Origin of the sequence: Kitasatospora sp. NPDC059803 (genome assembly GCF_042732255.1) — a bacterium.
In the GTDB taxonomy this organism is placed as follows: Bacteria; Actinomycetota; Actinomycetes; order Streptomycetales; family Streptomycetaceae; genus Kitasatospora.
Genome location: NZ_JBHWIJ010000005.1, coordinates 5,046 through 28,222, shown reverse-complemented (window position 1 = coordinate 28,222; position 23,177 = coordinate 5,046). Strand labels below are relative to the sequence as shown.

At 72.8% G+C, this 23,177-nt stretch carries 21 protein-coding genes and 1 pseudogene; 15 read left to right on the top strand and 7 right to left on the bottom strand.

Going from position 1 to position 23,177, the window contains the following annotated elements; translation table 11 throughout:
* The first annotated feature begins 43 nt into the window (after nt 1-43).
* The 6 genes from atpA (at nt 44) to ACFV6I_RS01585 (ending at nt 5,922) form a co-directional block, all read left to right on the top strand.
* Nucleotides 44-1,618, top strand: a complete 1,575-nt coding sequence (gene atpA / locus ACFV6I_RS01610) for a F0F1 ATP synthase subunit alpha (RefSeq protein ID WP_063347802.1) — start codon at nt 44-46, stop codon at nt 1,616-1,618.
* Nucleotides 1,619-1,650: 32 nt separating this feature from the next.
* Nucleotides 1,651-2,565 carry a F0F1 ATP synthase subunit gamma gene (locus tag ACFV6I_RS01605; protein ID WP_063347801.1) on the top strand — a complete coding sequence of 305 codons (915 nt, stop codon included), beginning with the start codon at nt 1,651-1,653 and terminating at the stop codon, nt 2,563-2,565.
* 2 nt (nt 2,566-2,567) lie between these two features.
* A complete protein-coding gene (gene atpD, locus ACFV6I_RS01600; protein ID WP_063347800.1) occupies nt 2,568-4,013 on the top strand; it encodes a F0F1 ATP synthase subunit beta in 1,446 nt (481 codons plus the stop codon).
* Nucleotides 4,014-4,195: 182 nt separating this feature from the next.
* Nucleotides 4,196-4,579 carry a F0F1 ATP synthase subunit epsilon gene (locus tag ACFV6I_RS01595; RefSeq protein ID WP_063347799.1) on the top strand — a complete coding sequence of 128 codons (384 nt, stop codon included), beginning with the start codon at nt 4,196-4,198 and terminating at the stop codon, nt 4,577-4,579.
* 149 nt (nt 4,580-4,728) lie between these two features.
* Complete coding sequence (locus ACFV6I_RS01590; RefSeq protein WP_063347798.1) at nt 4,729-5,229, top strand: DUF2550 domain-containing protein; 501 nt, start codon at nt 4,729-4,731, stop codon at nt 5,227-5,229.
* A gap of 120 nt (nt 5,230-5,349) precedes the next feature.
* Nucleotides 5,350-5,922, top strand: a complete 573-nt coding sequence (locus ACFV6I_RS01585) for a cob(I)yrinic acid a,c-diamide adenosyltransferase (RefSeq protein ID WP_063347797.1) — start codon at nt 5,350-5,352, stop codon at nt 5,920-5,922.
* Between the two features lie 10 nt (nt 5,923-5,932).
* Here the strand turns inward: ACFV6I_RS01585 and ACFV6I_RS01580 are convergent, their stop codons facing one another.
* Nucleotides 5,933-6,535 carry a hypothetical protein gene (locus ACFV6I_RS01580; RefSeq protein WP_380423238.1) on the bottom strand — a complete coding sequence of 201 codons (603 nt, stop codon included), beginning with the start codon at nt 6,533-6,535 and terminating at the stop codon, nt 5,933-5,935.
* Between the two features lie 156 nt (nt 6,536-6,691).
* Here ACFV6I_RS01580 and ACFV6I_RS01575 point away from each other — a divergent pair, with 156 nt between their 5' ends.
* The 5 genes from ACFV6I_RS01575 to ACFV6I_RS01555 all read left to right on the top strand — a co-directional run bounded on the left by ACFV6I_RS01575 (nt 6,692) and on the right by ACFV6I_RS01555 (nt 13,050).
* Complete coding sequence (locus ACFV6I_RS01575; protein WP_244293366.1) at nt 6,692-7,894, top strand: sensor histidine kinase; 1,203 nt, start codon at nt 6,692-6,694, stop codon at nt 7,892-7,894.
* Nucleotides 7,891-8,541 carry a response regulator transcription factor gene (locus tag ACFV6I_RS01570; RefSeq protein ID WP_063347795.1) on the top strand — a complete coding sequence of 217 codons (651 nt, stop codon included), beginning with the start codon at nt 7,891-7,893 and terminating at the stop codon, nt 8,539-8,541. The genes ACFV6I_RS01575 and ACFV6I_RS01570 overlap by 4 nt, the downstream gene beginning before the upstream one ends.
* Before the next feature lie 253 nt (nt 8,542-8,794).
* Nucleotides 8,795-9,664, top strand: a complete 870-nt coding sequence (locus ACFV6I_RS01565; RefSeq protein WP_063347794.1) for a 3-hydroxyacyl-CoA dehydrogenase family protein — start codon at nt 8,795-8,797, stop codon at nt 9,662-9,664.
* Nucleotides 9,665-10,050: 386 nt separating this feature from the next.
* Nucleotides 10,051-10,371: an STAS domain-containing protein gene (locus ACFV6I_RS01560; RefSeq protein ID WP_063347793.1), complete on the top strand. Its 321-nt coding sequence runs from the start codon at nt 10,051-10,053 to the stop codon at nt 10,369-10,371.
* Between the two features lie 285 nt (nt 10,372-10,656).
* The gene (locus ACFV6I_RS01555) at nt 10,657-13,050 is read left to right on the top strand and encodes an ATP-binding protein (protein ID WP_380423237.1); all 2,394 of its coding nucleotides are present in this window, start codon (nt 10,657-10,659) and stop codon (nt 13,048-13,050) included.
* A 4-nt stretch (nt 13,051-13,054) separates the two neighbouring features.
* Here ACFV6I_RS01555 and nucS read toward each other — a convergent pair whose 3' ends face one another.
* Nucleotides 13,055-13,714 (bottom strand): endonuclease NucS, encoded by a 660-nt coding sequence (gene nucS / locus ACFV6I_RS01550; protein ID WP_063347791.1) that lies wholly within the window; start codon nt 13,712-13,714, stop codon nt 13,055-13,057.
* A 480-nt stretch (nt 13,715-14,194) separates the two neighbouring features.
* Here nucS and ACFV6I_RS01545 point away from each other — a divergent pair, with 480 nt between their 5' ends.
* A complete protein-coding gene (locus tag ACFV6I_RS01545; protein ID WP_063347790.1) occupies nt 14,195-14,587 on the top strand; it encodes an SCO5389 family protein in 393 nt (130 codons plus the stop codon).
* 137 nt (nt 14,588-14,724) lie between these two features.
* Here ACFV6I_RS01545 and ACFV6I_RS01540 read toward each other — a convergent pair whose 3' ends face one another.
* Nucleotides 14,725-15,873 carry an LLM class flavin-dependent oxidoreductase gene (locus tag ACFV6I_RS01540; RefSeq protein WP_063351134.1) on the bottom strand — a complete coding sequence of 383 codons (1,149 nt, stop codon included), beginning with the start codon at nt 15,871-15,873 and terminating at the stop codon, nt 14,725-14,727.
* A 391-nt stretch (nt 15,874-16,264) separates the two neighbouring features.
* Here ACFV6I_RS01540 and ACFV6I_RS01535 point away from each other — a divergent pair, with 391 nt between their 5' ends.
* Nucleotides 16,265-16,588, top strand: a complete 324-nt coding sequence (locus ACFV6I_RS01535) for a hypothetical protein (RefSeq protein ID WP_063347789.1) — start codon at nt 16,265-16,267, stop codon at nt 16,586-16,588.
* Between the two features lie 16 nt (nt 16,589-16,604).
* On the opposite strand, the gene ACFV6I_RS01530 is transcribed toward ACFV6I_RS01535, so the two are convergent.
* Entirely contained in the window at nt 16,605-17,372 is a 768-nt protein-coding gene (locus tag ACFV6I_RS01530) for an ABC transporter permease subunit (protein ID WP_063347788.1), read from the bottom strand.
* A gap of 1 nt (nt 17,373) precedes the next feature.
* The gene (locus tag ACFV6I_RS01525; RefSeq protein WP_380336731.1) at nt 17,374-18,378 is read right to left on the bottom strand and encodes an ABC transporter ATP-binding protein; all 1,005 of its coding nucleotides are present in this window, start codon (nt 18,376-18,378) and stop codon (nt 17,374-17,376) included.
* Nucleotides 18,379-18,470: 92 nt separating this feature from the next.
* On the opposite strand from ACFV6I_RS01525, the gene ACFV6I_RS01520 reads away from it, so the two are divergent.
* Complete coding sequence (locus ACFV6I_RS01520) at nt 18,471-19,268, top strand: alpha/beta fold hydrolase (protein ID WP_380423236.1); 798 nt, start codon at nt 18,471-18,473, stop codon at nt 19,266-19,268.
* The gene (locus ACFV6I_RS01515) at nt 19,265-19,576 is read left to right on the top strand and encodes a hypothetical protein (RefSeq protein WP_063347785.1); all 312 of its coding nucleotides are present in this window, start codon (nt 19,265-19,267) and stop codon (nt 19,574-19,576) included. The genes ACFV6I_RS01520 and ACFV6I_RS01515 overlap by 4 nt, the downstream gene beginning before the upstream one ends.
* 141 nt (nt 19,577-19,717) lie before the next feature.
* On the opposite strand, the gene ACFV6I_RS01510 is transcribed toward ACFV6I_RS01515, so the two are convergent.
* Both ACFV6I_RS01510 and ACFV6I_RS01505 read right to left on the bottom strand, forming a co-directional pair.
* Nucleotides 19,718-20,647: a hypothetical protein gene (locus tag ACFV6I_RS01510; RefSeq protein WP_063347784.1), complete on the bottom strand. Its 930-nt coding sequence runs from the start codon at nt 20,645-20,647 to the stop codon at nt 19,718-19,720.
* A 107-nt stretch (nt 20,648-20,754) separates the two neighbouring features.
* Nucleotides 20,755-23,177, bottom strand: a pseudogene (locus tag ACFV6I_RS01505) (hypothetical protein); the annotation flags it as partial.

The following is a 23,177-nucleotide window of genomic DNA, read 5'->3' as shown; positions in this document are numbered from 1 at the left end:
ATGGCGGGCCGAGGATCGCAAACTAGGAGAGCAGGGAAGCCTGATGGCGGAGCTTACGATCCGTCCGGAGGAGATCCGGGACGCGCTGGCCGACTTTGTCCAGTCGTACCAGCCGGACGCCGCTTCTGTGGAAGAGGTCGGCACGGTCACTGACGCGGCGGACGGCATCGCGCATGTCGAGGGCCTGCCCTCGGTCATGGCGAACGAGCTGCTGAGGTTCGAGGACGGCACGCTCGGCCTCGCGCTGAACCTCGACACCCGCGAGATCGGTGTCGTCATCCTCGGCGAGTTCGGTGGCATCGAAGAGGGCCAGACCGTGCGCCGCACCGGCGAGGTCCTCTCGGTTCCGGTCGGCGACGGCTACCTCGGCCGCGTCGTGGACCCGCTGGGCAACCCGATCGACGGTCTGGGTGACATCGCCTCCACCGGCCGTCGTGCCCTGGAGCTGCAGGCCCCCGGCGTCATGGCCCGCAAGTCGGTCAAGCAGCCGCTGCAGACCGGCATCAAGGCCATCGACTCGATGACCCCGATCGGCCGTGGCCAGCGTCAGCTGATCATCGGTGACCGCCAGACCGGCAAGACCGCGGTGGCCGTCGACACGATCATCAACCAGCGCGACAACTGGCGCTCGGGCGACCCGGAGAAGCAGGTCCGCTGCATCTACGTCGCCGTGGGCCAGAAGGGCTCCACCATCGCGTCCGTCCGCGGCGCCCTGGAGGAGGCCGGCGCGCTGGAGTACACCACCATCGTGGCCGCTCCCGCCTCCGACCCGGCCGGCTTCAAGTACCTCGCCCCGTACACCGGTTCGGCCATCGGCCAGGAGTGGATGTACGACGGCAAGCACGTCCTGATCATCTTCGACGACCTGTCGAAGCAGGCCGAGGCCTACCGCTCCGTGTCGCTGCTGCTGCGCCGTCCGCCGGGCCGCGAGGCCTACCCGGGCGACGTCTTCTACCTGCACTCCCGCCTGCTGGAGCGCTGCGCCAAGCTGAACGACGCCCTGGGCGGCGGCTCGATGACCGGTCTGCCGATCATCGAGACCAAGGCCAACGACGTCTCGGCGTACATCCCGACCAACGTCATCTCCATCACCGACGGCCAGTGCTTCCTGGAGTCCGACCTGTTCAACGCCGGCATCCGCCCGGCCGTGAACGTCGGCATCTCGGTCTCCCGCGTCGGTGGCTCCGCCCAGATCAAGGCCATGCGCTCGGTCGCCGGCCGTCTGCGTCTGGACCTCGCCCAGTACCGCGAGCTGGAGGCCTTCGCCGGCTTCGGTTCCGACCTGGACGCGGCCTCCAAGGCCCAGCTGGCGCGCGGTGCACGCATGGTCGAGCTGCTGAAGCAGGGCCAGTACCAGCCGTTCCCGGTCGAGGAGCAGGTCGTCTCCATCTGGGCCGGCACCACCGGCAAGCTGGACGACGTCCCGGTCGCCGAGATCCGCCGCTTCGAGCGCGAGTTCCTGGACCACGTGCGCCTCCAGCACAAGGACCTGCTCGCGGGCATCGTCGAGACCGGTCTGCTCGCCGAGGGCACCGTCGACGCGCTGACCACGGCCATCGACGCCTTCAAGCAGGGGTACCAGACCGCCGACGGCAAGCTGCTCTCCGAGCAGGCCTGAGTCCGGTAGCGAGGGAAAGGACGTAACGACCCATGGGAGCACAGCTTCGGGTCTACAAGCGCCGGATCCGCTCTGTCACCGCGACGAAGAAGATCACCAAGGCGATGGAGATGATCTCCGCGGCGCGCATCGGCAAGGCGCAGCGCGCGGTGGCCGCCTCCGCCCCGTACGCCGATGAGCTCACCCGGGCGGTGACGGCGGTGGCCACCCGGTCCAACGCCAAGCACCCGCTCACCACCGAGAACCCGAACGCCACGCGTGCCGCCGTCCTGCTGATCACGGCGGACCGCGGCCTGGCGGGCGGTTACTCGTCCAACGCCATCAAGGCGGCGCTGGCGCTCACCGAGCGCCTGCGCGGCGAGGGCAAGGACGTGGTGACCTACATCGTCGGTCGGAAGGGTCTGTCGTACTACACCTTCCGTGACCTGGCGGTCGGGAACTCGTGGACGGGCTTCTCGGACAAGCCGACCTACGGTGACGCGAAGACGGTCGCGGGCGAGCTGATCGAGGCCTTCACGGCCGAGACCGGCGGCGTGGACGAACTCCACGTGGTCTCGACCGAGTTCGTGTCGATGCTGACGCAGGACGCGGTGGACGCCCGACTGCTGCCGCTGAAGCTGGACGAGGTCCAGCTCAGCGACCAGACGTCGGCCAAGGCCGAGATCTTCCCGCTGTACGACTTCGAGCCGTCGGCGGAGGGCGTCCTCGACGCGCTGCTGCCGCGGTACGTCGAGAGCCGGATCTACAACGCGCTGCTGCAGTCGGCCGCCTCCGAGCACGCCGCCCGCCGCCGCGCGATGAAGAGCGCGACGGACAACGCCGGCGAGCTCATCAAGTCGCTCACGCGGCTTGCCAACTCGGCCCGTCAGGCCGAGATCACCCAGGAAATCAGCGAGATCGTCGGCGGTGCCAACGCCCTCGCCGACGCTAGCCGCGGGAGCGAATGAGAATGACCACCACTGTTGAGCCGACCACGGCGACGGGCCGCGTCGCGCGGGTCATCGGCCCGGTCGTCGACGTGGAGTTCCCCGTCGACGCCATTCCGAACATGTTCAACGCCCTGCACGTCGAGGTGGAGAACCCCGACGGCTCGGGCAAGAAGACCCTGACCCTCGAGGTCGCCCAGCACCTGGGCGACGGCATGGTCCGCGGCATCTCGATGCAGCCGACCGACGGTCTGGTCCGTGGCACCCAGGTCACCGACACCGGTGCCGCCATCTCGGTGCCCGTCGGCCAGATCACCAAGGGCAAGGTCTTCAACGCCCTCGGCGACGTGCTGAACGTGGACCAGAAGGAGTTCGACCAGCAGGTCGAGGTCCGCTGGCCGATCCACCGCAAGGCGCCGGAGTTCAAGGACCTCGAGTCCAAGACCGAGATGTTCGAGACCGGCATCAAGGTCATCGACCTCCTCACCCCGTACGTCCAGGGTGGCAAGATCGGTCTGTTCGGTGGTGCCGGTGTCGGCAAGACCGTTCTGATCCAGGAGATGATCTACCGCGTCGCCGAGAACTTCGGTGGTGTGTCGGTGTTCGCCGGCGTCGGCGAGCGCACCCGTGAGGGCAACGACCTCATCGACGAGATGGTCGACTCGGGCGTTCTGGACAAGACCGCGCTGGTCTTCGGCCAGATGGACGAGCCGCCGGGCACCCGTCTGCGCGTCGCGCTCTCCGCGCTGACCATGGCGGAGTACTTCCGTGACGTCGAGAAGCAGGACGTGCTCCTCTTCATCGACAACATCTTCCGGTTCACCCAGGCCGGTTCCGAGGTGTCGACCCTGCTCGGCCGCATGCCCTCCGCGGTGGGCTACCAGCCGAACCTGGCCGACGAGATGGGCCTCCTCCAGGAGCGCATCACCTCGACCCGCGGTCACTCGATCACCTCGATGCAGGCGATCTACGTCCCCGCGGACGACCTGACCGACCCGGCCCCGGCCACCACCTTCGCCCACCTGGACGCGACGACCGTTCTGTCGCGCCCGATCTCGGAGAAGGGCATCTACCCGGCCGTCGACCCGCTGGACTCCACGTCCCGCATCCTCGACCCGCGGTACATCGCGCAGACCCACTACGACACGGCCCTCCGTATCAAGGGGATCCTGCAGAAGTACAAGGACCTCCAGGACATCATCGCCATCCTCGGTATGGACGAGCTGTCGGAGGAGGACAAGATCACGGTCCACCGGGCCCGTCGCATCGAGCGCTTCCTCTCGCAGAACACCTACGTGGCGAAGCAGTTCACCGGTGTCGAGGGTTCGACCGTGCCGCTGTCGGAGACCATCGAGGCCTTCAACTCGATCGCCGACGGCAAGTACGACTCCGTCCCGGAGCAGGCCTTCTTCATGTGCGGTGGCATCGAGGACCTCGAGAAGAACGCCGCCGAGCTGGCGAAGAAGTAATCGCGGCCGGTAGCAGCTGAGTGACCGTGAGGGGTGGCCCCGAGCCCGGGACCACCCCTCACGTCGCATCGGCTGTGATTCCGGTCAAATCCGTGCCGCCGGTTTCATGCCGGGGGCGCGCGGCCGTTATTCTTACCGAAACTCCCGAGTAATCGGGGGTTGCATGAGCCTAGGAGCCCACGTTGGCTGAGCTGCACGTCGAGCTGGTCGCAGCCGACCGCAAGGTGTGGTCCGGTGCGGCCACCATCGTCGTCGCCCGTACGGCCTCCGGCGACACCGGCATCATGCCGGGTCACACCCCGGTGCTGAGTGTGCTGGAGACCGGTCCGGTCACCATCCGCACGACGGACGGCGGCACCGTGATCGCCGCGGTGCACGGCGGCTTCATCTCCTTCGCCGACAACAAGCTGTCTCTGCTCGCGGAGATCGCCGAGCTGGCGGACGAGATCGACGTCGCCCGCGCCGAGCGCGCGCTGGAGCAGGCCAAGTCGGGCCTGGACGAGCACGCCGAGCGGCGCGCCGAGGTCCGCCTGTTCGCGGCGCGCGGCCTCAAGGCCCACGTCTGAGTGCGCCAAGACCCCGGTTCAGCGGGGTCGACCGACGGTCCCGGGGACGCGTGAGCGTGACCCCGGGACTGTCGTCGTAGTTGGTAGGTCAACGCGGTCGCTTGATACGACCGATACGGGGAACGCGGGTAGCGAGGAGGTAGGTGAGCATGGTCCTCGCGCTTGTGGTGTGTGCGGCGGTCGTGGCGCTGGGTGTGATCGGCCTGGTGGCGTTCGCGGTACGACGCCGCCTGATCCAGCGGGTCGGCGGCACGTTCGACTGCAGTTACCGACTCAAAATGCCCGCCGACGCCTCGACGCAGCCCGACCTCGACGAGAACGGCAAACCCACCTCGGCCCCGGTCCCCCAGACCGACGGCAAGGGGTGGGTTTTTGGTATCGGCCGCTACAGCGGTGACTCGATCGAGTGGTTCCGGGTCTTCTCGTACGCCCCGCGCCCGCGCAGGGTGCTGCCGCGCCGGGAGATCGAGGTGCTCGGCCGGCGCTACCCGGAGGGCCAGGAGGAGCTCGCCCTGCTCTCCGGCTCGGTGGTGCTGCGCTGCCTGCACAACGGGGAGCCGCTGGAGCTGGCGATGAGCGAGGACGCGCTCACCGGCTTCCTCGCCTGGCTGGAGGCCGCCCCACCCGGGCAGAGGGTGAACGTCGCGTAGCGACGGGACCCTCGGGGTGGGGGCACCCCCGGCCGGAGGCTGGGGGAGGTCGACGTCGCGTAGCGGCGATCGCCGAGCTCGGGGTTAACGCCGCCTAACCCGTCCGGCTACGCTGGCCGCATGGTGAATCTGACGCGCATCTACACCCGTACCGGCGACGACGGCACCACCGCGCTCGGCGACATGAGCCGGACCACCAAGACCGATCCCCGCCTGGCGGCGTACGCCGACACCAACGAGGCGAACGCGGCGATCGGGGTGGCCGTCGCGGCCGGATCGCTGCCCGAGGACATCGTCACGGTGCTCGTCCGGATCCAGAACGACCTGTTCGACGTCGGCGCGGACCTGTCCACGCCGGTGGTCGAGGACCCGAAGTACCCGCCGCTGCGGGTGCTGCCGTCGTACATCGACCGGCTGGAGGGGGACTGCGACCACTACCTGGAGCAGTTGGAGAAGCTGCGCAGCTTCATCCTGCCCGGCGGTACGCCCGGCGCGGCCTACCTGCACCTGGCCTGCACGGTGGTGCGGCGGGCCGAGCGGGCCACCTGGGCGGCGATCGCGGAGCACGGGGACAGCGTCAACCCGCTGACCGCGAAGTACCTCAACCGGCTCTCCGACCTGCTGTTCATCCTGGCCCGGGCGGCCAACAAGGAGCGCGGCGACGTGCTCTGGGTGCCGGGCGAGAACCGCTAGGGAGAGTCCCTCAGAGCCGCTTCTCCGGGACGCCGGCGGCGGGCTGCTCGGCGATCGGGGCGTGCGCGTCCTGCTCGCCGGCCGGCGGCTGCTTGGGCCAGAGCGTGTAGCTGACGGCGATGACCACGTTGACCACGGCGGCGATGCCCAGCTTGAGGTACCACTGGAGGAAGGTGCCGAAGTGCGCGGAGCCTCCCGACAGCGGCACCAGCAGGGTGATCAGGCTCAGCGTGATCACGGCCGAGACCACCGTGCGGCGGCAGATCTGCCACTCGTACCGGGACCGCTCCGCACCGTACTTCGGTGAGCGCGGCGGCTTGGGGCCGCCGGCGAAGCGGTACATGAAGTGCCGGTCGGCCCAGCGGACCAGCGAGGGCCCGTACCCGATGGAGAAGCCCGCGTAGCTCGCCGCGAGGGCGTGCGTCCAGCTCGCGGCGGCGCCGCCGCGCAGGTCGAGCACGGTGAGCGCGTACAGGGTGAGGTCCACCACCGGCAGGCCGACCAGCAGGGCGGTGCTGGTGCGGCGCCACCGCAGCAGGTAGCGGGCGGCGAGACCGAGGCCGAGCAGGATCCAGAAGGAGATCTCGGCCGCGACGATGAGGGTGACGATCACGTTGTGCTCCCGGGCGGTCGGCGGTGCCTCCAGCCTGGCGCGCGGGCGTGGCCGCGTCGTCGTCGCCGGGTGCCGTCCCGGCCTGCACCTTTCGATGTACGGCTGCTCCTCCGGGGACGGGAGCCGCCCGGCGCCCGGGGATGGTGAGATGGGGGTGTGCTGAGACCGACCCTCACCCCGCGCCAGGAGGACCGGGGGATCGCCCTGCTCGGTCTGTTCGGCGGAGCGCTGCTGATCGCGCTCCAGGTCTACGACAACTCCTCGCGGATCCCGCGCTGGGCGGTGGTGCCGTCGCTGCTGGTGATGGCGGTGCTGGAGCTGTTCCGCCGGACCAGGCCGGTGCTCACCACGACGCTGGGCGGGCTCGCCTTCGGGTACAGCATCTTCACCGGCGCCCTGCTGGCGACCAGTCTGATGTACACCGACCTGCTCTACGCGGCGGTGCTCTACGGCACCCCGAGGATGTCCCGGATCCTGCACCTGACCGGCACGGGCTCGGTGCTGGTGCTGTCCACCCTGGTGCTGATCTACAGCGACGCCTCGAACGCGGTGGCGGTGGTGGTGCTCACCGTGCTGATCTACCTGGCGCCGGTCTGGACCGGGGACGTGGTCCGCAAGCACCGCGACCGGGCGGTGAGCGAGCGGCTGCGGGCCGAACAGACCGCGCTGCTCTCGGAGATGGACCGGCGTGAGGCCGTCGTCGCCGAACGCGCGAGGATGGCACGGGAGTTGCACGACGTGGTGGCCAACCACCTGTCGGCGATCGCGATCCACGCGACCGGCGCGCAGTCCGTCGCCCGGCGCCGTCGGCTGGCCGGGGACGACCCGCTGGTGGAGGTGCTGGCGGTGATCCGGGAGAGCAGCGTCCAGGGTTTGGCCGAAATGCGTCGCATGATCGGACTGCTGCGCGACAGCGGCGGGGGAGAGGCGGACGAGTCGTACGCGGCGCCCGACCTGGCCGCCGTGGACGCCCTGCTGGCCAAGGCCCGGGCGGCCGGTCAGGACGTCGGGCTGGACTTCGAACTCGCCGAGCAGGGCGAGCGCGGGGAGGTCCCGGTGCCGGTCCGGCTGGCCGCGTACCGGATCGTCCAGGAGTCGCTGACCAACGCGCTCAAGCACGCCGGGCCCGGACTGGTCAGCGTGCGGATGGAGTTCGGCCCCGAGGAACTGCGGATCGCCGTCGACAGCCCGTACCGGCACGGACCGGGCCGCGAACTGCCCGGCGCCCGGGCCGGGCTGGTCGGCATGGCGGAGCGGGCCGGGCTGCTCGGCGGCAGCTTCGAGGCGGGGCCACGGAACGACTACTGGAGCGTGCGCGCGGTACTGCCGCGCGGGCGGGAGAGCGGGGCAGGGGCATGACGATCCGGGTGCTGGTGGCCGAGGACCAGGCGGCGGTACGGGCGGCGCTGGTGATGATCCTGCGGGCCGAACCGGACATCGAGGTGGTCGGGCAGGCCGCCGACGGCGAGGAGGCCGTCCGGCTGGCGCTGGAGCTGCGGCCCGACGTGGTGCTGATGGACGTGCAGATGCCCCGGCTGGACGGCGTCTCGGCGACCCGGCAGGTGGTCGCCGCCGGGGCCGGCCAGGTGCTCGTGCTGACCACCTTCGACCTGGACGAGTACGTCTACGGCGCGCTGCGGGCCGGCGCGGCCGGGTTCCTGCTCAAGGACCTGGAGGCGGACACCCTGGTCGAGGGCGTCCGGACGGTGGCGCGCGGGGACGGCATGCTGGCGCCCTCGGTGACCAGGCGGCTGATCGGCGCCTTCGCCCGGCCGGACCGGGCGGTCGGGCCGGAAGCCAGGGAGGCGGTGGCCGGACTGACCCCGCGTGAGCGGGAGGTGCTGGCCTGCATCGGGGCCGGGCTGTCCAACGGGGAGATCGCGGCCCGGCTGGAGATGGCGGAGGCGACCACCAAGACGCACGTCAGCCGGATCCTGGCGAAGCTGGGGCTGCGCAACCGGGTGCAGGCGGCGATCCTGGCGCAGGACCTCGGGCTGAGTGTCTGACCGTCCGACCGTCTGATGGTCTGGCCATCCGGTCCGGTCAGATGGTCCGATCGGCTGGTCTGATCAGCTGGTCACGGCGGGTCTGGGTCGCCCGACCAGGTCGGGCGCAGATCACACTCCCGATTGACACCACGGGGCCGGATTGGGCATTAGAGTCCCGGCAACGAGCGACGCGGCTCTCCGGCGGTGACCCCTGCCCTGAGCCGCCTTCAGGGCCCGCCCCAGGGCGGCGACGGCATCGGGAGACCCAGCCATGAGCAATGCGTCCAGCAAGCAGATCGCCGTGATCGGTGCCGGCCTGATGGGCGCCGGCATCGCCCAGGTGTCCGCGCAGGCCGGCCACCCGGTGGTGCTGCGGGACGTCACCGAGGAGGCCCTGCAGCGCGGTCTCGCGGGCATCCGCGCCTCCTACGCGAAGTTCGTCGCCAAGGGCCGGCTGAGCGCCGAGGACGCCGAGGCCGCGCTGGGCCGGATCACCACCACCACCGACCTGGGCGCCGTCGCCGAGGCCGACATCGTGGTCGAGGCCGTGTTCGAGCAGTTCGAGGTCAAGGAGGCCGTCTTCCGGGAGCTCGACAAGCTCGCCAAGGACGGCGCGGTGCTGGCCTCCAACACCTCCGCCATCCCGATCACCCGGATCGCCGCCGCCACCCGGCGCCCCGAGTCGGTCGTCGGCGTGCACTTCTTCTCGCCGGTGCCGCTGATGAAGCTGGTCGAGTTGGTCCGCGGCTACAAGACCAGCGACGAGACCCTGGCCGCCGCCCGCGCCTTCGCCGAGGGCGTCGGCAAGGACGTCGTGGTGGTCAACCGGGACGTGGCCGGCTTCGTCACCACCCGCCTGATCACCGCACTGGTCGTCGAGGCCGCCAAGCTGTACGAGTCGGGCGTCGCCACCGCCGAGGACATCGACACCGCCTGCCGCCTCGGCTTCGGCCACCCGATGGGCCCGCTGGAGACCGCCGACCTGACCGGCGTGGACATCCTGCTGCACGCCGCCCGCAACATCTACGAGGAGACCCAGGACGAGAAGTTCGCCGCCCCGGAGATCATGGCGCGCATGGTCACCGCCGGTGACCTCGGCCGTAAGAGCGGCCGCGGCTTCTACCCGTACGAGGGCAAGTGAGCCCCCGCCGGAACGGGTGAACGACGACGCCCGGAGACCGGGCGGGCCGTGCGGCCGAACACCGTACGGCCCGCCCGGTCGGGGGCGGGTGAGTTTCCTCACGCCAGGTGCCGCAGACGGGTGATTTGGGCGGTAATCGAGCGTAGGTGTGGAGACTGACTGCGTATATTCCCTCGGACGAGTGAAGTTGCTTCAGATCTGGCCGGAACCAGCAACCTGCGCTGCTGGTTCGCCGTCAGAAGAGGGAGACCCGGCCCAGCACGACGAGGCTGCGACCGGACCCGGGCGAGGGGCCACGGCCCGCCCGGATGGACACCCCACCCCCGCCCCGGCACGGCCGGGTCGGACCACCCCCGTACCGGACCGGTCAGGCGAAGGAGGAGAGCATGCGCATCACCGGCGACCACAGGGCGCTGGCCATCGAAGGCCGCCTCGACGTGCGCACCGCCGCCGACGCGCGTGCCCGGCTGCACCAGGCCGTGGACGGCGGCCTCGGCGACCTCGTGCTCGACCTCGCCCGGCTGGAGTTCTGGGACGCCACCGGCCTCGGCGTGATCATGGGCACCCACCGCAGGGCCGGCCGGATCGGCCGCCGGCTGGTGCTGCGCTCCGTCCCGGCCCAGCTCCAGCGGCTGCTGGTGGCCACCAAGCTGCACCGCATCCTGGCCGTCGACGGCGTCACCGAGGCCCAGGGAATCGCCCTCTAGGGCCTGTCCCGCCCTGCCCTCGTTCGGCCTCTGCCCTTGCTCGTTCCCAGCCCGCGTTCGTCCCCTGCCCGGTCTTCGTCCGGCTCCGACCCGACCCGGCCCGGATCGGCCGTCGCCCGGCCCCCGACCGGACTGCCCCTGCGCGGGCGGGCCCGGATGTGCAAGAGTCTGCCCGTCAGATGACGGCCGCCTCAGCCAGCTGCCCCCAGCCCGCGCGCGGCCGCGACCGAGACGTCAGCCGACCGGCGCGGGGCGCCGGCGGCCGAGCAGGATGCGGAGCAGAACGTGGCACAGCCAACCGGGGAGTTCCGGCAGGAGGCCGCCCGCACCCGAGGCGGCGAACTCGTCTCCGGCGCCCTGCTGGTCGGCGTCGGCGCCCCGGACGGCTCCGAGGTCAGGCCCTGCCCCGAGGAGTGGCGGCCCCGCCCGCGCCGGATCGAGCGCAGCGAGCCCGCCCGGGGCCCGGTCGGCGGCGTCGGCCGCGCGGTCGGCCCGCTCGCCCTCGGTGCCGGGCCCGCCGACCTGCCGCTGCTCGACCGCGAGGCCGACGTCGCCGAACTCCTCGGCCTGCTCGCCGAGGGCCGCTCGATACGCCTGGTCGGCCAGGCCGGCTCGGGCCGCAGCGCGCTGCTGTCGGCCGTCGCCGAGGCCGCCGCCGACCTCGCCCCCGGCGGCGTCGTCCAGCTCTGCGGGCACCGCCGCACCACCGCCGACCTGCTCCAGGACCTCTTCGCGGCCACCCACCACGCCCCCGGCTACCGGCCCGACCCGGGCCGGCTGGCCGTGCACCTCGCCGAGGTCGGCGCGATCGTGGTCGTCGACGGCGCGGAGCAGTCCGGCGCCGAGCTGGAGGGCCTGCTCGCCATCGCCCCCGGCTGCGCCTTCCTGATCTCCGTCGCCCCCGGGAGCCCGGCGCTGTCGCCCGGCTCCCGCCTGCAGGACCACCTGGTCGCCGGGCTCTCCCGCTCCGCCTGCCTCGCCCTCGCCGCCCGCCAGGCCGGTCGGCCGCTGGACGTCGAGGAGAAGGCCTGGGCGGTCGACCTCTGGTTCGAGTCCGAGGGACTGCCGCTGCGCTTCGTCCAGGCCGCCGCGCTGCTGCGCCAGCGGGATGTCGCGGTGGACGCGCTGGTCGCCGCCGAGGAGGACCGGATGGGGGTCTTCGGCGCGGTCGAGGAGCCCGTCCACGACCCCGACCCGGCCGTCCGCGAGAACGCGCTGCGCCGCACCGTCCCGCTGCCGTCCGTCGCCGAGACCGCCTCACCCGCCGTCCGGCTCGCGGAGGGTCTGAGCGAGCCCGCCCAGGCCGTCCTGAGGCTCGCCGTCGCGCTCGGCGGCGAGTGCCCCACCGCGCCGCACCTGCCCGCGCTGATCGACGTCGGCCAGGGCGAGAGCGCCCTCGCCGAACTCGCCGACGCCGGGCTGGCGGTGTCCATCGGCGGGCACCACCGGCTGACCGCCGGGGTGCTGGACCTGCTCGCCCCGCACTGGCCGGCCCGCGGCTGCCTGGACGGCGCCGCCCAGCACTTCGCCTGGTGGGTCGGGCACAGCTCGGTGTCGCTGGCGCAGGTCGCGGCCGAGGCGGAGGTGGTGGTCGGCGTGCTGGTCGCGGACCGGGAGGCCGGCCGGCACGACGCCGTCGTGCGCCTGGCCCGGGCGGCCGCGCCCGCGCTGGCGCTGGCGCTGCGCTGGGGCGCCTGGGAGCGGGTCCTGCACCTGGGGCTGGAGGCGGCCCGCAGGACGGGCTCCGGCACCGACCAGGCCTGGTTCCACCACGAGGCGGGCGTGCACGCGTTCTGCGTCCAGGAGCCGTCCCGGGCGATGGCCGAGCTGGAGACGGCGCTCACCCTGCGGTCCGCCGCCGGCGAGCAGCGCGGCGTCGCGGCAGCCGGCCGGATGCTGGACCTGCTGCGCGCCGACGGGCGGCAGCTGCCGCCCGCCGCGACCCCCGGGCCGGCACCCGTGCGGCGGCCCGTCATCCGCGCGATAGCCAAGGTGCCGTCCAGCCTGCGCTCCGGGACGAGGCGCCGGGTGATCGCCGCGTCGGCGGCCGTCCTCGCGCTCGGGGCGCTCGGGACGGCGGTGGCGATGAGCGCCACCGGTCCGGAGCAGCACCCGGGCAACGACCCGCACACCCGGCTCGACGACCCCGACGGCGGGCAGGGCGGGCCGCTCCCGTCGCCGCACGTCGGTGGCCCGACCGCCGGTACCGGTGCCACCGGTACGGGGACGCCGGGGACGGACGCGGGCGGCGGTCCGGCGGCGGACGGGACCAGCCCGGAGCCGTCGCAGAGCGGTGGCGCGTCGCGCTCGCCGAGTGCGTCGAAGAAGCCGAGCCGTGGGCCGAGCGAGACCGCGGGGGCCACCGAGCAGCCGCAGCAGTCGCCGCCGCCCGCACCGGGACAGTCACAGCCGCCGGCCCAGCAGTCCGGCCCGCCGCCGGGCGGTGGCAGTGGTGGCAGCGGCGGCAGTGGTGGCAGTGGTGGTGCCGGTGGTGGCAGCGGTGGCGGTGGCAACTCCGGGGGCACTCAGCCCGGCGGAGGCGCCAGCACGCCGCCCCCGTCGAAGCCGTCGACCACGTCGCCCTCGGCGACCGCGAGCACACCGCCGCCCGCCACGACGGGCCCCGCGACCGGGACGCCCAGTCCGTCGTCGACGGCGTCCTCGCCGCCCGCGACCTGACCGGTCAGAACAGCTTGAGCTTGTCGTCGTCGATGCCGCGCAGCTCGTCGTAGTCCAGCACCACGCAGCCGATGCCCCGGTCGGTGGCCAGCACGCGGGCCTGGGGCTTGATCTCCTGGGCGGCGAAGATGCCCTTGACCGGGGCCAACAGCGGGTCCCGGTTGAGGAGTTCGAGGTAGCGGGTGAGTTGCTCGACGCCGTCGATCTCACCGCGGCGCTTGATCTCGACGGCCACCGTGGTGCCGTCCGAGTCGCGGCAGAGGATGTCGACCGGGCCGATCGCGGTGGGGTACTCGCGGCGGATCAGGGACCAGCCGGCGCCGAGCACCTCCATCCGGTCCGCGAGCAGCTCCTGGAGGTGCGCCTCGACGCCGTCCTTGATCAGGCCCGGGTCCACCCCGAGTTCGTGGGAGGAGTCGTGCAGCACCTCCTCCAGCGTGATGATGAGCTTCTCGCCGGCCTTGTTCACCACCGTCCAGACCCCGTCCGCCTCCTTGAGCGCGCACGGCGGGGACATCCAGTTGAGCGGCTTGTAGGCGCGGTCGTCGGCGTGGATGCTGACGCTGCCGTCGGCCTTGACCAGGATGAGCCTGGTGGCGGAGGGCAGATGGGCGGAGAGCCGACCGGCATAGTCGACTGAGCAGCGGGCAATTACGAGACGCACGGTCGACCACGCTAGCCCACCGGGGCCAGTTGATGCGATTCCACGACGACCGGGTGAAGAAACCGGGAACCCCGCGAACATGGAGGTTCGGCAATTCCGCGCACCGCCCGTCGCGGTCTGGCGCCCACCCCCTGGGGTCGCTACCGTACGTGACGGCACGCGTGCGGGATCGCTGTCAACGGGGACGGAGACTTCAGATGAACGATCCGACGGGATCCGGCCAATGTGGTGCACCACCGCGTATTTCCAAAGCAATCCACAGGAATGACCGGCCCGTCCCGCCGTTGACTGCCACGCTGTTCCGAGCGCGGTCGGTGTCCGGGACGTCACGTCCCGTGGTGCCGCCGCCTTCGCAGGGTGTCAAAAACGCCCGTTCCACGGCGTTCCGGACACCACGCGCGATCCGCCCACCCTCACTGTGAGCTTGGACTACGCACGACCACCCGGGCGCCGCGCGGGTGGACCGCGAGAGGAGAATCCATGTCGCTCGACGTCTCACCGGCCCTGCTGGAAAAGGCCGAGCGGGGCGAGGTCGACGAGCGGGAATTCGTCGACTGCGTCCGCGTCTCGCTGCCGTACGCCTGGGACCTGATCAGCTCGCTGGTCGCCCAGGCGAAGGTCGACGGTACCGACTTCGCCGACAACCAGGTACCGCCGCCCAGCGAGCAGGCCCGCGGCCAGCTCCTGCGGGCCCTCGCCAGCGACGCCATCCGGGGGGCCCTGCAGCGGCACTTCGGGGTGCGGCTGGCCTTCCAGAACTGTCACCGGGTGGCGGTCTTCCTGCCGTCGGACGCCAACGAGGCGCGGCACGCACGCTTCACCTCGGTCCGGGAGCAGCTGCTCAACCAGTCCGAGGAACTGCGGGACTGCTGACCCGGCAGCACCGCCGATCCCGGGCCCTGGGTCCTGATCGGCCCTAGCGGTCCTGAAGGTCGTCGGGCCGCCCCCGTCCCCCGGTGCGGGGGGAGGGGCGGCGGCCCGGACCGGGCCCGGCCGCTCCACCCCCGGTCTCACCCCAGCTGCGGCAGCACCTCGGAGCCGAGCCGGGCGATGTTGTGCAGGGTCGCCTCGCGCTCGCCGCTGCCCTCCGCGAGCAGCGCGAAGCGGCGGATGCCGGTCCGCTCGGCGGTGGCCAGCAGCCGGTCGGCGCACTGCCGCGGCGTGCCCACCGCGTGCAGGTCGCAGAGGAGTTCGGTGTACTCGCGCGGGTCGCGCATCTTGCGCTCCCGGCCGTCCACGGTGCGGTGGGCGCCGAGCCCGTACTCGAACCAGCCCGGCATGGCGTTCAGCAGGGTGGCGCGGGCCGCCGAGGTGCGGTCGTCGACCTGGGCCACCCCGGCCGCGACGTGCCGGCGGTTCACCCGGCGCAGCTGCTCCTCGCCGCGCCCGGCGGCCAGCCAGGCGGTGCGGTACAGCTCCAGCATGCGCAGCTTGTCGTCGTCGCCGGAGTGCATGCCGAGCAGCATCGGCAGGCCGCGTTCGGCGGCCAGCCGCACCCCGCTCGGCGAGGTGCACGCGACCACCATCGGCGGGCCGGCCACCGGCCGCCCGGACGGGTCGAGCTCCTCACCGACGCCCTCGACGTCCTGGCGCTGGCGCGGGAAGCGCACCGGGCCGGACTGCTCGCCGAGACCGAGCCAGCTGCCCAGTCCCGGCCGGCGCACCGGTTCGGTGGCGCGCGGCACCACCGCCACCTCGGGGAAGGCGAACTGCGGGCCGTCCGCGCCGACCCGGGAGCCGCGCAGCCAGCGCAGCAGCAGGTCCAGCCGCTCCGGGAAGCCGTTCTCGAAGGCGTCCACGCCGCCGCCGAACACGTCCAGGTCGATCCAGGGGCCGCCGCGGCCCACCCCGAGCGTGAAGCGCCCGTCCGAGGTGAGGTGCAGCAGCGCGGCCTGCTCGCCGAGCGCCACCGGGTGGGCGGTGGAGAGCACGCTGACCGCCGTGCCGACGCCGATCCGGCGGGTGCGGCCGAGCAGCAGCGCGGCCAGCGTGGCGGCGTTGGGGCAGACCCCGTACGGGACGAAGTGGTGCTCGGCCAGCCAGACGCTGTCCAGGCCCGCGCGTTCGGCCTCGACGGCGGCCCGGACGGTGCGGTCCAGCGCCTCGCGGTGGCTCTGCCCGGGGAACTGCGCGGACAGCAGGAACGCGCCGACCCGCACCGGCGCGGTGTCCGGCGGGAGCGCGCCCGCCCGCTGCGGCACGGGCAGCGGCTCGCCCGCCGCGGCCGTGACCGGGGCGGGCGAGGTCAGCACCGGGCCGGGGGCGGGCGGCCGGACTCCTACGGGCCGACGGGTCTCGGCGCGGGCGCTGGTCTTGGTCATGGTGGGGCCTCCTCGGGTGCGCGCAGGGTCTGCGGGCCCCGCCTGTTCCCCTTGTGGGTATCCGATGTCATGTGCCAACGGCACGCGGAAACCCGGATTTCGTCGGAGATCGGGTGGATCTCGGCAAAAACGCGGGAGCGTCGGACGATGCCGTGATAGTGGCCTGCCGGAGGGGTGGCCGGCCGTAGGCTGGAACGGCCCCGAAACCCCGGAAGAGAGGTAGTCCGACGTGTCGCCGCGCCGCAACCGGATCAAGAGCGCCGACCCGAGCGGGAGCGCCGAGCAGGCCTCCCCGCTCGGTGGATCGCTGCGCCGCACCGAGAGCCACCAAGGCGACGACTGGGTGGTCCAGACGGTCGCCGGGACGGCCGGGCGGCACTACCGGTGCCCGGGCTGCGACCAGGAGATCCCGCCGGGGATGGGCCACGTGGTGGCCTGGCCGATGCACGGCGCGGGCGTGGACGACCGGCGGCACTGGCACCGCGCCTGCTGGGGCGCGCGGGAGCGCCGGGCCTCCAACGTCCTGCGGGGCCGCGGCGCTCCGCGGTACTGAGCCGGCTGCGCGCCCCCTAGGCGTCCCGGTTCTTGAGCACCAGCGCGCCGCCGAGCAGGGCGGCGAGCGTCCAGGCCAGGCAGATCACGAAGCCCGCCCACGGCCCGTACGGCTGGCCGTACTGCTCGTACACCAGCAGCATCCGCGAGCCCGCGTAGTCCGGGAAGTAGTGGGCCAGGGTCTTGACCTTCGGCACCGCGGAGAGGATCGGTGAGAGCAGGAAGAAGAACGGGACCAGTACGCCCAGCGCCAGCGTCTGGCTGTGCAGCATCGTGGTGACGCCGGCCGAGAACAGGCACAGCATCGTCAGGTACAGCGCGGCGCCGAACACCGCGCGCAGCACGTGCGGTTGGTCGAGGCTGGTGGAGTGCGAGCCGAGCAGCGCCTGGCCGGTGAAGAAGGTGACGAAGGCCGTCACCACCGAGACCGCCAGGGCCATCGCGCCGAGCACCACCGCCTTGCCGGTGAGCAGGGTGCCGCGCTGCGGGACGGCGGCCAGGGTGACCCGGATCATGCCGGTGCTGTACTCGTTGCCGATGGCCAGCACGCCGAAGACGATGATGGCGAGCTCGCCGAGCATGATGCCGGAGAAGGCCGTGCCGGTGGCGTCGAAGACGGACTGGTCGCCCCGCCGGAACTCGCCGAAGTTGTTGTTGGTGAGCAGGGACAGCAGCGCGCCGATGCCGACGGTGACGACGAAGGTCAGCGCGAGCGTCCAGACCGTCGAGCGGACGCTGCGGATCTTCGTCCACTCGGAGCGCAGGATCGCCGGGAAGGACGTCATCTCAGTTCTCCTCCTGCCGGGCCGCCGCGGTCTGCGGGGCGCCGTCCGCCTTCCAGCCGGCGCCCCAGACGCCGGGTGCGCCGGCCGCGTCCCGGCCCGGGCCGTCGCCCGCGTGGTACTCCACCGAGTCGGCCGTCATCTGCATGAACGCCTCCTCCAACGAGGCCTGCTGCGGGCTGAGTTCGTGCAGGACGACGCCGTGGGCCGCGGCCAGGTCGCCGAGCCGGGCGAGGTCGCCGTCGACCACCTCGTAGGAGCCGCCGGGCCCGGGCTCGGGCCGGAGCCCGACGCCGGACAGGGCGTCGAGCAGGCGCTCGGGGTGCGGGGTGCGCAGCCGGACGGCGGAGCGGGAGTTGCGTCGGATGAACTCCGGCATCGGCAGGTCGGCGAGCAGCCGGCCCTTGCCGATGACCACCAGGTGGTCGGCGGTGACGGCCATCTCGCTCATCAGGTGGGAGGAGACGAAGACGGTCCGGCCCTCGGTGGCGAGCCGCTTCATCAGGTTGCGGATCCAGAGGATGCCCTCCGGGTCCAGCCCGTTGACCGGCTCGTCGAACATGACGATCTCCGGGTCGCCGAGCAGGGCGGAGGCGATGCCCAGACGCTGGCCCATGCCGAGCGAGAAGCCGCGGGCCCGCTTGCGGGCGACCGGGGTGAGGCCCACCAGGTTGAGCACCTCGTCCACCCGGCGGGTCGGGATGCGGTTGCTCTGGGCGAGCCAGAGCAGGTGGTCGCGGGCGGTGCGGCCGGGGTGGACGGCCTTGGCCTCCAGCAGCGCGCCGATGTACTTGAGCGGTTCGCTGAGTTGCCCGTAGCGCTTGCCGTCGATGGTGACCCGGCCGCTGGTGGGGCGATCGAGGTCGAGGATCATGCGCATGGTGGTGGACTTGCCTGCGCCGTTGGGGCCGAGGAAGCCGGTCACCACGCCCTGCGGGACCTGGAAGCTGAGCCGGTCCACCGCGAGGGTCCTGCCGTAACGTTTTGTCAGGTCGTGCAACTCGATCATTCGCGCTCCCTTACTCCTTGTCAGGCTAGGACAAAGCGGATATCGCGGCCCGCTGAGTGGGCCCGCCGGGCGTGCCGGAATACGGTGGGCCCATGACCCAGCCCCCCTCCGCAGTGTCCGTCCGCGAGAGCGGCACCGGAACACCCCTCGTACTGCTGCACGCCTTTCCGTTGAACGCCTCGATGTGGTCCGCCCAACTGGACGCGCTGCCCGGTCTGACCGGCGACGAGGCCCGGGTGCTCGCCCCGGACCAGCGCGGCTTCGGCGGCACCGAGCTGGGGACCGACGAACCCTCGCTGGACCTGGTCGCCGACGACCTCGCCCTGCTGCTGGACGCGGCCGGGATCGAACGCGCGGTGGTCGGCGGGCTCTCCATGGGCGGCTACGTGGCGCTGGCCTTCGCCCGCCGCCACCCGGACCGGCTGGCCGGACTGCTGCTGGCCAGCACCCGCGCCACCGCCGACACCGGCGCCGTCCGGGCCAACCGGGAGCGGATCGCGGCCGCCGTCACCGCCCGGGGCAGCGTCCAACTGCTGCTCGACGAGGAGGTCGCCGCCGGGCAGCTCGGGCCGGACTCGCGGCACCTGGTGGAGCGGGTGCGGTCGCTGGTCGCCGCCGCGTCGCCGGCCGCCGTCGCCTGGGCCCAGCGGGCCATGGCGGCCCGGCCGGACGCGCTGGACGTGCTGGCCGGGCTGCGGGTGCCCACCGCCGTCGTCGCGGGCGCACAGGACGGCCTGGTGGCGCCGGAGGAGGCCGAACTGATGCTCCGGGCCCGGCCGGACGCCGAACTGACCGTCATCCCCGGGGCGGGCCATCTGAGCGCCCTGGAGGCGCCGGAGGCGTTCAACACCGCCGTCCGCGACCTGCTGGCCCGGGCGGCGGCCGGATGAGGGAGGAAGCGACCGGCTGGGACTTCTCGGCGCTGGAGGTGACCGGCCGGATGCCCGTGACCAACCGCGGCGAGGGCCTGGTCGAACTGACCCTGGAACCGCTCGGCGAGGACTACTGGCTGCGCCCCGGCGAGACCTTCATCGTCACCTCGTACGGCGACCACGGCTCCGGCCACCCGTTCGAGGTGCAGTACTGGCCGGACTCGGTGTCGGTCTGGTGCACCTCGTGGTTCGGCACCGTCTCCGACGACGAGGGCAACCAGCTCAGCAGCGGGTACCAGCGGCCCGACGGGGCCTACCCCAGGTGACGCCCGCTCACCCAGGTCACCCGAGATGATGACGGTGGAACGACGGCAGGCCCTCACCCGGGTGGGTGAGGGCCTGTCTGCTGTTCCGCACGTGCCGTCCGTTGCGCACGTACCGCCGGGCGCCGGCGCCCGGCGGCGGCGTCAGCGCGACTGCTGGGCGGGCACGCCCATGGTGTCGTCGCCCGGCAGCGAGGCGGCGGCCACGGCCGCGCCGGTCAGCGTCGCCAGCATCTCGCGGACGTTGGTCAGCTGGGCGTTGATGCTGTCGCGGCGGTTGGTGAGCGCCGCCAGCTCGCGCTCGGACTCGCTGCGGATCCGGTCGGCCTTGGCGTTGGCGTCCGCCACGATGTCCTCGGACTGGCGCTGCGCCGTCTCGACGGTCTGGCGGGCGCGGCGCTCGGCGTCGGTGCGCAGCTTCTCGGCCTCCAGGCGCAGCTGCTCGGCCCGGTGCTCGATCTCGGCCAGGCGCTTCTCGGCCTTGGCCTGACGGGCGGCCAGGTCACGCTCGGACTGCTCGCGGCGCTTGGCCAGGTTGGTCTCGAACTCCAGCGCGGCCTGGGCGGCCTTGGTGCGGGTCTCCTCGAAGAGGGCGTCCGCCTCCTCGCGCTTGTTCTGGGCGTCCTTGTTGGCCTCGGCGCGCAGCTGGGCGCTGTCGCTCTTGGCCTTGTCGACGATCCGCAGACCCTCGTCCTCCGCCTTGGCCTTGCGGTCCTTGGCGTAGTTCTCGGCCTCGGTGCGGACCTGCTGGGCAGCGGCCTCGGCGAGCTCGCGGTGCTGCTCGGAGGCGCGGTGCGCCTCGTCGCGCAGGTCCTTGGCCTCCTCCTCGGCCAGTCGCAGGATCTTCTCGACCCGGGCGCCGAGACCGGCGTACGAGGGCTCCGCCTCGGTGACCGCCGCCTGCGCGGTCTGGGTCTCCAGGTGGAGCTCCTCGATGCGCTTCTCGAGCGCGCTGATCCGGGTCAGGGCACTGTCACGGTCGGCCACCAGCTTGGTGATCCGCTCGTCGACCTGGGCGCGCTCGTACCCACGGCGCACCAGGTCGAAGCCGTGAGGGGAGTGACTGTCGCTCATGGGGTTCTGGGCTTCCTGTCGTCAAACCGCTGAGGTGGTTGAGGGAATCCTGACACGGTACCGGAGTGTCGACGGCGAGATGCCGTCGTCCCGCGGACAATGTCCGCTCAATCGGGTGGTGCGTTCTTGGAGCGATTGCCACCCGACCGGGGGGAACCAATTCCGGCACCCGCCTTGGCACCCCCGTCCTTCTTGGTGCTGCTTCCCCCGTTGGTCTGGGCGACCGGTGCCGGTGCCTCGAACGCCTCCAGTGCGGACAGCACGTCCTGCACCCTGGAGATCTCGGTGTTGATGTCCTTGCGCCGCCGCACCAGCTCGTCCAGCTCGCGCCGGCCCTCGTCGGTGACCCGCTTCGCCTCGGCCTGCGCCTCGGCGAGCAGCCGCTCGGCCTCCGCCTTCGCCAGCTCGACCTGCTCGTCGGCGCTGCGGTCGGCGTCCTGCAGCCGCTTCTCCGCCTCGGTGGCGGCGTTCTCCAACCGCTCCTCGGACTCGGCCTCGGCCGACTGGAGCCTGGCCTCGGCCTTGACGATCAGCGCCTCGGCGCGGCTGGTGGAGTCGGAGAGCTTGGTCTCCGCCTCCTTCAGCAGCCCCTCGGCCTTGCGGACGGCCGAGATCCGGACCTTGCTGGCCTCCGCGGACGCCTCCGAGGTGAGCTCGCCCGCGCGGTCCTCGGCGGCCGCGACCAGGGCCGCCGCCCGGTCCTCGGCCTCGGCGACGGTGGCCACCGCCTGCTCCTCGGCCTCGGTCAGCTGCTCCTGAGCGGCCGTCACCAGGGCGTCGACCCGCTCGCCGGCCGACTTCATGGCCGCCGCGTTCTCCTTGCGGGCGCGCTCGTGCAGCGCCTCCACCTCGGCGTCGGTGCGCTCGCGCAACTCCTCGGCGCGCTCGCGGATCGCGGTGGAGTCCCGGCGGGCCTCGGCGAGCAGCGTGTCGGCGTCGGAGCGGCCCTTCTCCACCTCGGCCTGGCCGGCCGCCTCGCCGGCGGCGACCAGCCGGTCGGCCTCCTTGCGGGCGGCGGCGACCATCGCGTCCGCCTGCTCCTCGGCGGCGGCGGTGGTGGCCAGTGCGGTGGTCTGGGCGTCCTCGCCGAGCGACTCGGCATCCGCGAAGGCCTTCTCCAGGACGGAGTTGGCCTGCTCGCGGGTGGCCTTGTCGAACTGCTCGGCGGCCTCCCGGGTCTCCGCGTCGTACGCGTCGGCGCGGCTGTGGGCGGCTGCGTCGTACTCGTCGGCGAGGGTGCGGGTGGCGAGCGCGTACTCCTCGGCCTCGGCGCGCAGGGCGGCGGCCAGCTCCTCGGCGTCGGCGACCAGGCCGGCCGAGCGCTCGTCGGCGGCGGCCATCGTCCGGACGGCCTGGGCCTCGGCGTCCGCGCGCAGCTGCCCGGCGCCCTCCCGGGCCGCGTGCAGCACGGCGTCGGCCTCCGCCCGCAGGTGCTCGTCGTAGGCCTGGGCCTCGGCGCGCTGATGGCCCAACTCGGCCTCGTGGGCCTCGCGTTCGGCGGCCAGCTCGCGGTCGGTCAGCTCGCGCAGGGCGGTGGTCTCGGCGTCGGTGCGGGCGCGCAGTTCGGTGGTCTCGTGGTCGGCGAGGGCCCGCTGCTCGGTGGTCTCGGCGTCGGCGAGTTCGCGCAGGGCGGTGGTCTCGGCGTCGGCGAGGGCCCGCTGCTCGGCGGTCTCGCGCTCGGCCAGCTCGCGCAGTTCGGCGGCGGCCTGCTCGGCCCGGTCGCGGACCTCGGTGGCCTCCCGCTCGGCGGCGGCCTTCCGCTCGGCGATCTGCTCGGCGGCGGCCTCGTGCATGCCGGCCACCGACTGGCGGACCTCGGCGGCCTCCTCCTCGGCGGCCTCGACCAGGGCGGCGCCCTCGACGCCGGCGGCGGCGACCAGCTCCTCGCCGTCGACCCGGGCCTGCTCCAGGACGGCGGTGGCCTCGGCCCGGATGCCGTCGGCGGTGGCGCGGGCCTCGGACAGCTCGCGGCCGGCCTCGGCGCGGACCGTCTCGGCCTGCTCGGCGGCGAACGCCAGCTCGGCGGCGGCCTTCTCCCGCACGGCCTTGGCGTCCCGGGCGGCCTCGGCCCGGCGCTGCTCGGCGGCGCTCCGGGCGCCCTCCAGCAGTTCCTCGGCTTCGGCGCGCTGGGCGGTGACGTGCTGTTCGGTCGCCTCGCGCTGTTCGGCGGTCTCGCGTTCGGCGAGGGCGCGCAGTTCGGTGACGTGCTGTTCGGTCGTCTCGCGCTGTTCGGTCGTCTCGGCGGTGGTGCGTTCGGTGAGTTCGGTGGCGGCCTGTTCGGCCTTGGCCCGGACGTCGGCGGCGTACGCCTCGGCGGCGGTGCGCAGTTCGGCGCTCTCCCGCTCGGCCAGCTCGCGCTGTTCGGCGGTCTCGCGTTCGGCGAGGGCCCGCAGTTCGGTGACGTGCTGTTCGGTCGCCTCGCGCTGTTCGGCGGTCTCGGCGGTGGTGCGTTCGGTGAGTTCGGTGGCGGCCTGTTCGGCCTTGGCCCGGACGTCGGCGGCGTACGCCTCGGCGGCGGTGCGCAGTTCGG